The sequence below is a fragment of the Shewanella ulleungensis genome, assembly GCF_014648315.1.
GTDB classification, from domain to species: domain Bacteria; phylum Pseudomonadota; class Gammaproteobacteria; order Enterobacterales; family Shewanellaceae; genus Shewanella; species Shewanella ulleungensis.
This window is the reverse complement of record NZ_BMQW01000001.1, coordinates 366259-378728: the sequence shown is the minus strand read 5'-3', so window position 1 is coordinate 378728 and position 12470 is coordinate 366259. Positions and strand designations below refer to the sequence as shown.

The following is a 12470-nucleotide window of genomic DNA, read 5'->3' as shown; positions in this document are numbered from 1 at the left end:
AGTACATTGTTAACCCTTAATATTGTTACGGGTATTGTGGTAAACCACATTGCACATAATCATTTGATAGGCATCACGGTTTAAACACTCAAAACATCAAGTTAAATGTATTTAGGATCGCTAAGATAGGACTCTTGGGGAATGTTAAAGGGAATATCGATTAATACCCGACAGCCTGTTTGCCATGGGGCGCTTGGGTCATTTTCGCATTTTGCTAAACTGATTTGGCCACCAAATTTCATAATGACGTCATTACAAATAGCCAAACCAAGCCCTAAGCCATTTTCTTTGGTAGAGAAAAAGGTTGTTTTAAAATCTTCGTTGGAACACGTAAGGCCAATGCCATTATCATAGATTTTCAACTGTAAATGGCCATTGACGACTCTTAACTCAATTAAAATTTTCTTTAATCCATGCTGTAATGGGTTTGTTTCCGCAAGAGCATCAATCGCATTCTTTAATACGTTAATAACAACTTGGCAAAAACCCACTTTATCGCCTTTTAACAGCAGTTCACTGCTGTTTAGTCGGCTTTCTACCACAATTTTTTGACTTAAAAACTCATGAGTTAATAACTCTAGGCACAAGTTAATTTGTTCACAAACATCAAAGTCTGTACTTTGAGTATCTTTACGTTGTAGTAAACTTCTTATCCGATGCACAATTTCACCGGCTCGATTTGATTGCCGCAATATTTTACCGAGCAGCTGATATTGAACAGAGTCTTCACCATAATGTTTCGCCTGTTCTAACATCCCTCCTTCGCTGTATTGCGTGATTGCAGCAATAGGTTGATTTAGTTCATGAGCTAAACCTGCACCTATTTCGCCCAATATAGCCGCGCTTTGTAATCGTTCAAGTTGTAACGCTTTGGCTTTTAACTGACGTTCTGCGGCCAGTAAATTCTCACTTTTTCTTATAAAACGGTACTCGAGCCATAAATGATAAATGGTGGCCATTATAAATAAACCAATAAGACCAAACCCCCACTGCTGATTTATCTTAATCCATTGCCAAAGCTGTAAATATAGAGGCTCTTTACGAGAGTGTAGATCTAACGCTTTAAATAACTTGATGACTTCAAATTGGCTTATTGGCGCCGCCCAACCACTATTTTGACCAATGACCGAAATAGGATCAGACTCACTAATAGAAAATAATGCACGGGTGATGTTAGTTCTAACCGTTAATGGGACCGTATCTGATGAGGCAAAAGACCAATTAGGATACAAATGGGTACTCACAGCGCAATCATAACCGTCAGGTGTGATGTCATTGATTACTCTAAAATCAGCGGCGTTGATATACCCTTGCTCAACCATCTGCTCGAAGGTACAAAAAGGCGTAATCGCAATGTCTGCATTATGATCGCGAACTTGATAGATTAAAGGCTCTAAAGGAAATCCAAGAAAGGAAACCTTGGTAAAAAAGTCATCAGTAGAATATTCCATCGAGTTTATTAACCCCATGGCAGCTTGATACCCCCCCAAAGCATTGGGATCGCTTGCAACAACACTATGCCCGGCTAAATCTTCTAATGTATATAAGTCACTATCTTGCCTAACGATAATTGTGGCACCAATAGCAAAAGTATTACCGCCATGTTGATTACTTTTCATTGTGGCTAACCATGAAATTGGAAAGTCACCACTCATATTAAAATAATGGCCCGGATTGGTGACAACAAACTGTACTTGACCGTTAATTAACTGTTCATTCATTTGAGTAAAATCAAGCGGTACAACTTCAAAACTGGCTGAGGGTACAGTTGAAGTTAAGTAATCCATCAAAGGCTGCCAACGCTGTATACTTTTTGTCACGCCATAATTTGCCAACACAGCCACACGATAATGCACTGTGTCGCTATCGTTTAATGTTATTACCTTATTTGAATGTTCATTCGGTGTTGGGCTTGCATAGACATGTAAACTGCACCCAACTAATGGCAGAAACAAGGTCAAAAACAATGTTATATATAAACGCATTAGAGGCCCATCATTTGCAGCAAGTTAAGGTATTCTAAATGACTATTTAAGCAAATAAAGTTGCATGTCGCACAAATCCTAAGTAACAATTTGCTCAAAAGTGAGTAATGATTACACTAAGAAGTAACATACTATTCAAGTGACTAATATGCCCAATACACAGCGTCTTTATATGGTCGATGACGACTTAGCGATACTCGACTCAATGCAATTTATGCTATTGCAATACGGTTATGATTTACAGATTTTTGATAGTGCAGAACACTTTTTAAAAAACATAGATACATCACTTGCAGCCTGCTTAATTGTCGACAGTAATATGCCAGACATTACAGGACAACAATTACAACAAACACTGGTTAATGCTAAAAGTCCTATTGGAATAATATTCCTCACAGGTCATGGCGATCTACCAATGGCGGTTAATGCATTTAGGCAAGGAGCCTGTGATTTTTTTCAAAAACCAGTAAAAGGCAAAGAGTTAGTACAAGCAATTGAAAAAGCCCTACTTATCAGTGGTCATGAATACGAAACAATACAGCTACAACAACGATATAGCACATTAACTGAAAGAGAAAATCAGGTTTTGCAGTTACTTATTGCAGGTAAAACCAATAAACAGATGGCCGATACACTTTATGTCTCGCTTCGTACCATTGAAGTTCATAGAGCAAAAATCATCAAAAAGCTCGAAGTACATAATGCAGCGGAGCTCGCAAAATTCAGTCCTTTTTTGTCCAACAATGCCAATATAGATGTGTCTTAAAGTCTAATTCTCCCCAATGTTTTTAACTAAATCAGTCAGGTTAAGGCTCGCCGCATTGTCTTACTGAGGGTATTAACTAGGCGTTAAACTTGCCTTTAAGCTTATTTTCATAAAGTTTTGCTTATATTTACTCACAATTTTGACATTGACATTTTTTGTCATTCTTAGATTATGGTTCTGCAAACAACATATTAAAAATATAAAAGGAAATACCATTACAATGAAAAAGTCCTTAATTTCTATCGCATTAACAGCAGCGCTTTTGACAGCCTGTGGCGGCGAACAACCAACACCTCCTGCAAAAGCAAGTACACCAGCGGCACAACCTGTTGTAGCTAAAGCAGAGTTAGGTACTTTTGGTATTGATTTATCCGCACGTAATGAAGCCATTAAACCAGGTGATGATTTCTTTATGTACACCAGTGGTACTTGGTACGATAACTTTGAAATGCCAGCAGATAAAACTCGTTATGGTGCATTTAGTGTTTTAGCAGAGCGCAGTGAAGAACAAGTTAAAGCAATCATCGATGATATTGCAAGCCGCACTGAACTCACCGCAGACGAGCAACTCATTGCAGACTTTTATCATGCCTACATGGACACTGACACCATTAATAAGCTTGGTATCACGGCTATTCAACCAACGTTAGATCAAATTAACGACATAAAGAATACTGATGATTTAACAAAAGTATTTGGTCAAGCATGGCTCACTGGTGCATCGTCTCCTATTGGCGGCGGTATGTGGTTTAACCGTTTAGACCCAGACCAATATGAAATGACTATCGGAGCTGGTGGCCTAGGGTTACCTGACCGTTCATATTATTTAGAAGACAGCGAACGTTTTAGTACTATTCGTGATGCTTATGTTGAACACATTGCGACTATGCTTACTTATGCAGGCATTAAAGATGGTCAACAACGTGCTAAAGCCATTTTAGCCCTAGAAACCCAAATTGCTGAAGGTCAATGGCCACGAGAAAAGCGTCGTGATCGCGACCTAACCTTAAACCAAATCAGCCGCAGCGATTTAGCCAAAACATACCCTGGTTTTAATTGGGATCTGTTTTTTGAGCAAACGGGTTATCAAGTACCACAGTTAAACATTTCGCAACCAGAACCGGTTAACGCCATGATCGGTTTAGTCAATAATAGCGACCTTGCCGTGTGGAAAGATTACCTCACATTCCACACCATCACTAACAACGCAGAATTATTGTCTGAAGACATCTTTAATCAGAACTTTGCTTTTTTTGGTAAAACATTAAACGGCCAAGAAGAACCTCGTCCACGTTGGAAGCGCGCTGTTGAACAAATGTCTGGTACCCAGTCATTAGGTTTTGCTATCGGTAAAGTATACGTAGAACGCTATTTCCCTGAGTCATCTAAACATCAAATGGCTGAGTTAGTTGAAAACCTACGCACAGCTTTGGGCCAGCGTATTGATGGCTTAGATTGGATGGGCGAAGAAACTAAAGTCAACGCACACGCTAAACTGGCAGCATTTACACCAAAAATTGGTTACCCAGATGTATGGCAAAAATACGATGGATTATCGTTAAAAAAAGATGACTTAGTGGCTAACATTGCCCAGCTACGTCAGTATTTTCAAGATGATAGCGTTGCAAACGAACTTAAGAAAACTGACCGTAATCGTTGGGGCATGACACCACAGTTTGTTAATGCGTATTACAACAGCTCGTTTAACGAAATTGTATTCCCTGCCGCGATTTTACAGCCTCCATTTTTTGATCCAAATGCTGATGCAGCGGTAAACTACGGTAGTATTGGTGCGGTCATTGGCCATGAAATGGGCCACGGATTTGATGATCAAGGCTCTAAATCAGATGCTCACGGTATTCAACGCAATTGGTGGACAGACGCAGATCGTGCAGCCTTTGAAGCTAAAGCAGATATGCTAGCTCAGCAGTACAGCCAATACGAACCTCTTCCAGAAAACTTTGTTAATGGCCGTAACAGCCTAGGCGAAAACATTGGCGACGTGGGTGGTTTGTCTATGGCATACCATGCTTACAAGTTAAGCCTTAACGGTAAAGAAGCCCCTATTATTGACGGTACCACAGGCGATCAACGCTTCTTTATGGCTTGGGCACAAGTGTGGAAAGAAAAACGCACTGAGCAAAGCATGTTAAGCCAATTACGTGCAGGCACCCATGCCCCTGGTCGTTACCGTGCATTAGCACCACGTAACCACGATGCATGGTACAAAGCATTTGACGTTAAACCAGGTGACAAGTTGTATTTACCTGAAGATCAACGCGTGCGTATTTGGTAGTTTTACTGATTACAGATTAGGAGTTAGGATTTACATTTAATTCCTAAACCGTACGCTAATCAGTTTTGATGCAATAAGCATCCGACACAAAAAATGCCAGTCAGTTAACTGACTGGCTTTTTTATCACCTTCTCATGTTAAAAGAATATACTTAGGGCTAAGAACGCTGTTTTGCGCTGCCTATCCCTAATGTATGGGGCACTTACGCGCCATTCTAGTTTTATTAGTCCATTACACGGGTAGATATTTAGTCGTTCGGAAATCAATTATGACAACACTAACAATTTTAGACGGCGGTATGGGGCGTGAGCTCAAACGTATCGGCGCGCCTTTTTCTCAGCCACTCTGGAGTGCGCAGGCATTAATTGAGTCGCCACAATTCGTAGCGCAAGCTCATCAAAGCTTTATCGACGCTGGAGCACAGATTATTACGATCAATAGCTATGCCTGTGTCCCTTTTCATTTAGGTGAAGCGCTGTATGCAGAGCAAGGTGCAAAACTTGCTGAAAAAGCGGCAGATATTGCACGTGAGGTTGTCACTCAGTCTCAACGACAGGTGCTTGTTGCTGGCTCAATACCACCAGTCTTCGGTTCTTATCGTCCAGAGTTATTTGAGGCCGAGCGGGCATTAGAGTTCTGTTCTACCTTGTTTAATGCTCAGGATAAGCAGGCAGATATCTGGCTTGCTGAAACGATTGCCAGTATTGCTGAAGCAGAGGTCATTGCTAAGGTGCTAGCCAATACCGATAAGCCCTGTTATTTCGCTTATACTCTGATTGATGAAGTTGACCAGCCGATTCGGCTACGTTCTGGGGAATTGCTCACCGATGCTGTTGCGGTATTGTTGGCAACGAATGCTACAGGTATCTTGTTTAACTGTTCGATACCTGAGGTTATTGAGCAAGCCATTAAGGATGTGGTGCAGGTATTCGCGCAACAAAATAAAACGCTTGCTATTGGTGTCTTTGCAAATAGTTTTACACCCATAAAATCTGGCCATCAAGCCAATGGTACCTTGCAAACGTTACGTCATGTTTCTGAAGACGAATACCTGGAATTTGCCAAGTGCTGGCATCAATTAGGAGCAAGCATTATTGGTGGATGTTGTGGTATTTACCCAAGCCACATTAACGCGCTTTCCACATGGCGAGATAGCCTAGAATAAAGAAGCTCACCTGAACCTTGATAAGGAGTAAACCGCCGTTTGCAGAGTAACATGCAGGGGTTAGTGTGGCTGGGGGCTTATACCGCTAATACCTTCAGCTACCCGATGATATTTTAATCCACTTTAGTTGCTTCAATCACGATTGAACTACAATCCCCTGTAATATAAGGGCCAAGTACAAACTTTAACGACGAAAAATGATATTCCAAGTCACAATATTCGTATATCGATTCGAGTTGTGAATCTTTAGTATTAAACCGTGCAACAATAAGAGTTTCACTTTGCTGAAGTATTAAAGCTGAATGTGATGATAAAGCATTTTTAACGTCTTCTTGTAGCATCCCTACTTGTGGTTTTGGCGCGTTAACCAAAGTGGCAATTAGAGCATCCTTTACCTTCAAAGGGTTTTGTTGTTCAACTTGCATCACTTCTTTTAGTTCGGGTTTGTCGGTAGATGAACATGCACTGATTAGCAATATTAATAACGCCCCTAAGCCAATTTCAATTTTTTTCACCAAACACTCCTTACAATACAAGGATCAAAAACAGTGGCGACATTATGCGTTCAACTGTTTGTGTAGCAACATTGCCACCTATTTTTTAAACATGATTAAACGTTTATTACACAACGACATGAGCTTCTCTTGCGCCCGCACCTAAGGCAATTTCCCTGAGTACACGATCTTCAATGTCTGATAAACCACCTTCAAGGAACTCATGTGGTTGAATAGTTATTTTGGGGGCACGTTTGAAAAAACTGATAGCACCAAATTCTTTAAGCGCATTTTTAAGAAAACTTTCTGCCACAAAGAATTTACCGATAAGCAGTCTCGTTGTTGTAAAAGGCTCTTTAGCGTAAAAAGTCATACTGCGCCCTTCAGAACTTAATACCATCTTATTAGAATATACATCGACTTTGATTTCCATATCACCTCACTCTAAAAAGTAGAAGTAGAGACATTGTTACTTATTTTTGAATAAGCAACATAACTTGTTTTCATTACTTTGGCGATAGCGATGCTTGATGTACTCACCTGATCGATTTCAATCGATATAAATAAAACATTAGCGCTAAACGACAGATTTATCGGTCGCAGAAAATTAGATATGCCACATAAGATTGCTCACTGGCACTTTCCATACACAAAACAATCCATTCCAGTAGCGTGAAAACACACACCAGAACATCATAGTTGCATCGAGTACAGCTCCTTTGTGCTGCATATAATTGTCATGAGTTAAATGCCGCTGAACTTCTATGATTAAGTCACCACTTTGCGGTTCATCTCTGTAAAGTTTATATAATTGATGAATAAAAAACAATTTGATGACATATGTGACAGTCAAACAATGTAGATACTGCCATATATGACAATCTATTTGCATTAGTCATTGCTAACATAAAGCGTCGCCAATGACACCAATAAAAAACAGCCAGATATTACACTTATAAAACAATTAATTAGGAAATAATTTAAATCGTTTAGCGAAAAAAACAAAGTTGGCCCAGCCATTGCTATTACAAAGTATGTTTCTAATCTAGTTTTCAGATTTAAACATCCTTAACTAAAATTATTTGGAGTAATAACATGACTGAATCAATCGTATCTTTTCCACAACTTAACCGCCCTGCACCTGCATTCAATACCAAAACAACTCACGGTATGCGCTCGCTGAATGATTATAAAGGCAAATGGTTAGTGTTATTTTCGCACCCTGCTGACTTTACCCCAGTGTGTACCACAGAGTTTATGGGCTTTGCTCAACGTGCTGAAGAATTTGCTCAATTGAATACTGAATTATTAGGCCTTTCAATTGACAGTATTCACTCTCACATTGCTTGGGTACGTAACATAGAAGAAAACTTTGGTGTTGAAATTACGTTCCCAATCATTTCTGACTTATCAATGGAAGTCGCTAAAGCTTACGGCATGATCCAACCTGGTGCCAGTGATACCGCAGCAGTTAGAGCCACATTTATTATCGATCCTGAAGGTGTTATGCGCGCCATGGTTTACTACCCAATGAGCAATGGCCGCTCTGTAGATGAATTTGTACGCTTAGTAAAAGCCTTACAAACTAGTGATGCAAATGCGGTTGCAACGCCAGAAAACTGGCAACCTGGTGACGATGTCATTGTTCCACCACCAGCAACAACAGCCGATGCTAAAGCTCGTTTAGAGCAAGGATATGATTACGTTGACTGGTACTTCAGCAAGAAGTCTCTTTAATCCATCATTGCACAGGATACTCCCCCAATCCTGTGCTCTTTTATAGGAGGTTGATAATGAACTCAACATTTAGCGTACATGAATTTTTAGATGACGACAGCGAAACATTCACCTATGTCGTTGCAGATAATGTTACCAGATTTGCGGTCATTATCGACCCAGTTTTGGACTTCGATTATAAGTCTGGTCGCACAGACACCCGCAGTGCTAAACGTGTTCTGCACTGGATTGAACGCCAAGAATTAACAGTAAAATGGATACTTGAGACTCACGCCCATGCTGATCATTTGTCTGCGGCAAGCTACATTCGCGATCAAATTGGCGGACAAATTGGTATTGGTGAACACATTACCCAAGTGCAGCAAACATTTAAAAAAGTGTTTAACTTAGAGCGTGATTTCTTACCTGATGGTAGTCAGTTTGATCGGTTATTTAGACATGACGAACTGTTACACGTCGGTAATATGACCATACGTGTCATGCACACTCCGGGTCATACACCTGCTGATTTAGCTTACATTATTAATGAACAAGCAGCCTTTGTTGGCGACACCATATTTATGCCAGATGTAGGCACAGCCCGTTGCGATTTCCCTGGAGGCGACGCTAATACGTTATATGACTCAATTCAGTCACTGTTTGGCTTGCCAGATACCACTGATATTTATGTTTGTCATGATTATCCTACTGAAGGTCGAGGCCATCAATTCAAGACTCAAGTTGGCTTACAAAAAGCACAAAATATTCATGTTAATACCGATATTAGCAAAGATAAATTTGTTGAATTACGCCAAACGCGCGATGCAACTTTACCTATGCCAAGACTGATATTACCGTCCATTCAAGTCAACATTCGTGCTGGTAACATGCCCGCGCCAGAAAACAATGGCACCGTGTACTTAAAAGTGCCAATAAACTTACTTTAAAACTTACTTTAAAACTTAGGTTATCAATATGATACAAGCCGTTTTAGGTGCGTTAGTTATTGGCATTGTTCTGAGCATGCTGGGATCAGGTGGGTCAATACTTACCGTACCTGTGTTGCTTTACCTTGTCGGTATGCAACCAGAATTAGCAATAGCATCGTCTCTATGTATTGTTGCTGCCATTAGCGCGGTGAGTAGTATCGGATTTATTAAACAAAAACAGGTGTCTTGGCCCCATGTATTATTGTTTGGTTTTCCCGGTATGGCAGGCACGTACCTAGGCGCTTGGATAAGCACCTATTTTACCAGCCAAGTCCAACTGAGTGTGTTTGTCGGCTTAATGCTTGTCGGCGCGGTCATGATGTGGCGTAAACAAAGTGCAATGTTAACTAAAGGCAAACTGAATCTAATTACCGTGTTATTGCAAGGACTCGTTGTTGGTGTAGTAACAGGGTTTGTTGGTGTCGGTGGCGGTTTTTTAATTATCCCCGCTTTGGTATTACTCGGCGGCATTGAAATGTCGTTAGCAGTAGGAACCAGTCTGCTTATTATCACCATGAACTCTTCAATGGGGTTCATTAAATATTACAGCTTGTTGTCTGCTAAAGGGCTGCAATTCGACTGGCCTGTTATTGCCATCATGATTGCTGGCGGATTTGTCGGCAGTTTAGCCGGACAGAAGCTCACTCAATACCTCCCTAAAGCCACATTACAAAAAGTATTCGCGGTATTTTTAGTGGTAATGGCATTGTTTATTACAACACAATCAATTATTTAGTATCACGAGGCTCCCATGAAAACAGCACAAGAATATATTAGTGAAATTAAAACAAAAATTGTTGAAGTCAACACACAACAATTACTTACAGCAATGTTAACCCCAGAAGTCATCATCATCGATGTTCGAGAACATGAAGAGTTTTTAACTGGCCATATTGAAGGGGCGGTTAATTTACCTCGGGGAGTGTTGGAAATGAAAATCCATGAACATCCCTCTGTTAGCCACCATTGTGAGTGGCAATTGGCATTAAATGAATTAGCAGATAAAGAAATCTATCTTATTTGCCGTACCGGAGGACGTTCTGCATTAGCTGCTGCGTCATTACTAAATATGGGATTTACTAAGCCATATTCAGTGGCTGGTGGCATGATTCAATGGCAGCAAGATGGCTTTCCCGTTATCCCGCATAAAGAAATGCCATAATATAACCTCTGTTGAACTTATAGGTTAAAATGTGTTGAGCAAGGGAGTGAATCACGTGAAGAACTAAAAATGAGCCATTAATGGCTCATTTTTACCATTGATTTAGAGGGATTTTAAGAAAGTAATTATCTTCACCTTCTGGAGGTGGTAAATTCCCTGCCCTGATATTAAGTTGAATTGCCGGTAATAATAATGGCGGCATAGACTCATTGCAGTGTTGTTGTTGATGTAATTGCACAAACTCATCCAAACTAACTTTACCACCGACAATTCGATTAGTGCGCTTTTGTGCAAGAATCGATGTTTCAATTACCTTATCTTGAGTCAAAATTGATTGTGGATGATGCCCTATATACACACGTGTGCAGTTAGGTAAGGATAATATTTTTTGAATAGAGTGGTATAAGGTCGCTGTACTATTATTCGGAAAATCAACATTCACAGTGCCTATTTCGGGAGAAGAAATGACATCTCCCACGAATACAGCATCTTCAATAAGATAACTAACACACGCAGGAGTATGACCTGGAGTGTGCATCACGTGCACATCAATATGTCCGAGTTTAATGAGTTCTTCGTCAGCAAATAAATGATCAAATTGCTCACCATTACAGTGAAAGCTGTCATCTAAATTAAGGATGCGCTTAAACATATGTTGCACTTTGGTAATGTGTTCACCAATACCAGTCGCACCGCCACGTTTTTGTTTAATATAACACGCTGCAGAAATGTGATCACAATGCGCATGGGTTTCTAAAATCCATTCAAGTTCAAAGTCATTTTGATCTAAATGGTCAATAATACTGTCGGCTAACTCAGTCGTTATTTTACCCGATGCAATATCAAAATCTAACACGGGATCGATAATGGCACTTTGACGCGAAGCAAGATCAGTCACTACATAGCTTACCGATTGACTGCTCTGGTGATAAAAGGGATCGATGCGGATTTTACTCATGAAAAAGTAACTCCCAACAAAATATACTGCATATTTGTTAGATAAAACCTCAGTTCAGTCAAACTAGACGACTAGATTGACATACCAAGGGGGCTTAATAACGACAATAAGATATTAACTTAAAACAAAAGAATAAACTGCGGCAAAGGTCGCAACAAATACCCCATAACCGCAGAATAAACTCATTATGTAACATTGCTAAATGATGCAGGCTAAACGGATGTTGAACACATCAGCGACTTAACCTGCGAACAATCACCTTAAGGTTTGCCAGTCATGGTTTTCAATTGTTCTGTACTGTTAATCACCTTGTGTAATGAAAACGCACCGCGTATATCACCTACTTCGAAGTTGATGGCTTATCATCTGGATAAGCTTGATTAATTAGCGTACTTAGCTCAGGAGTAATGTTACTGCCATGACAACCTAAACACAGTTCTTGAGTTGGAATCGCTTTCATATAACGAAACTCGGTCGTGTCGCCGTTAACCTGGTATTGGCTAGCTATCATCGGCGTATCTGCCGCTTGGGTACCTGCAGCCTTTGTTTGTTCAAATTGGTTTAACTGGGTTAACTCCCATGCATCAGGGACATTATCGCTATTACGCACGCGTAAACTAGTGCGTTCGATTGTCCAGCCGTCTTTAGAATTTTCAGCTGCAATACTGGGGGCGACAGACTTGCACACAGACACGCCAGCAGGAAGTCCGCCTTGCTTAATAGCAGCTTGTAATTGCCCTTTTAATGCTTGACTAAATTGAGCAATTTTTTGATTTGCTTCTTGTTGAAGTTGTTGTTCAGTTAACAGCTCTGCATGCGATATTGAACTGATAGATGCCAATAATGTTATGCTGCTTATGGTCATTGCTTTAACGAATGTACTGGTAGAAGTCTTTGTTGTTTTCATTAATGTTTATCCTTTCACTCTTTTTGGCCAAC

Annotated in this window: 12 protein-coding genes; 7 read left to right on the top strand and 5 right to left on the bottom strand. The window is 40.2% G+C overall.

All coding sequences use genetic code 11. The features are described 5' to 3' along the window. Positions 1–101 precede the first annotated feature (101 nt). Complete coding sequence (locus IEY40_RS01635) at positions 102–1985, bottom strand: sensor histidine kinase (protein ID WP_188952712.1); 1884 nt, start codon at positions 1983–1985, stop codon at positions 102–104. Positions 1986–2133: 148 nt separating this feature from the next. On the opposite strand from IEY40_RS01635, the gene IEY40_RS01630 reads away from it, so the two are divergent. The 3 genes from IEY40_RS01630 (at position 2134) to IEY40_RS01620 (ending at position 6212) form a co-directional block, all read left to right on the top strand. Further along, positions 2134–2751, top strand: coding sequence for a response regulator transcription factor (locus tag IEY40_RS01630; RefSeq protein WP_188952710.1), 618 nt, complete (start codon positions 2134–2136; stop codon positions 2749–2751). 220 nt (positions 2752–2971) lie between these two features. Next, positions 2972–5047, top strand: a complete 2076-nt coding sequence (locus IEY40_RS01625) for a M13 family metallopeptidase (protein WP_188952708.1) — start codon at positions 2972–2974, stop codon at positions 5045–5047. A 268-nt stretch (positions 5048–5315) separates the two neighbouring features. Continuing rightward, positions 5316–6212, top strand: coding sequence for a homocysteine S-methyltransferase family protein (locus IEY40_RS01620; protein WP_188952706.1), 897 nt, complete (start codon positions 5316–5318; stop codon positions 6210–6212). A 113-nt stretch (positions 6213–6325) separates the two neighbouring features. Here IEY40_RS01620 and IEY40_RS01615 read toward each other — a convergent pair whose 3' ends face one another. Together IEY40_RS01615 and IEY40_RS01610 are read right to left on the bottom strand one after the other, a co-directional pair. Then, positions 6326–6727 (bottom strand): hypothetical protein, encoded by a 402-nt coding sequence (locus tag IEY40_RS01615; RefSeq protein WP_188952704.1) that lies wholly within the window; start codon positions 6725–6727, stop codon positions 6326–6328. A gap of 106 nt (positions 6728–6833) precedes the next feature. Beyond that, on the bottom strand, positions 6834–7139 hold the full coding sequence (locus IEY40_RS01610; RefSeq protein WP_188952702.1) for a hypothetical protein: 306 nt from the start codon (positions 7137–7139) through the stop codon (positions 6834–6836). A gap of 662 nt (positions 7140–7801) precedes the next feature. Here IEY40_RS01610 and IEY40_RS01605 point away from each other — a divergent pair. From IEY40_RS01605 to IEY40_RS01590, 4 genes are read left to right on the top strand one after another with little or no spacing between them, the layout of a single operon-like run. Then, positions 7802–8443 carry a peroxiredoxin gene (locus tag IEY40_RS01605; RefSeq protein ID WP_188952700.1) on the top strand — a complete coding sequence of 214 codons (642 nt, stop codon included), beginning with the start codon at positions 7802–7804 and terminating at the stop codon, positions 8441–8443. Between the two features lie 56 nt (positions 8444–8499). Beyond that, positions 8500–9369, top strand: coding sequence for an MBL fold metallo-hydrolase (locus tag IEY40_RS01600; protein WP_188952698.1), 870 nt, complete (start codon positions 8500–8502; stop codon positions 9367–9369). 28 nt (positions 9370–9397) lie between these two features. Further along, positions 9398–10147: a sulfite exporter TauE/SafE family protein gene (locus tag IEY40_RS01595; protein WP_188952696.1), complete on the top strand. Its 750-nt coding sequence runs from the start codon at positions 9398–9400 to the stop codon at positions 10145–10147. A 15-nt stretch (positions 10148–10162) separates the two neighbouring features. Next, positions 10163–10573: a rhodanese-like domain-containing protein gene (locus IEY40_RS01590; RefSeq protein WP_188952695.1), complete on the top strand. Its 411-nt coding sequence runs from the start codon at positions 10163–10165 to the stop codon at positions 10571–10573. A gap of 91 nt (positions 10574–10664) precedes the next feature. Here the strand turns inward: IEY40_RS01590 and IEY40_RS01585 are convergent, their stop codons facing one another. Both IEY40_RS01585 and IEY40_RS01580 read right to left on the bottom strand, forming a co-directional pair. Next, the gene (locus IEY40_RS01585) at positions 10665–11531 is read right to left on the bottom strand and encodes an MBL fold metallo-hydrolase (protein WP_188952693.1); all 867 of its coding nucleotides are present in this window, start codon (positions 11529–11531) and stop codon (positions 10665–10667) included. A 340-nt stretch (positions 11532–11871) separates the two neighbouring features. After that, a complete protein-coding gene (locus IEY40_RS01580) occupies positions 11872–12438 on the bottom strand; it encodes a Tll0287-like domain-containing protein (protein ID WP_188952691.1) in 567 nt (188 codons plus the stop codon). Positions 12439–12470 lie beyond the last annotated feature (32 nt).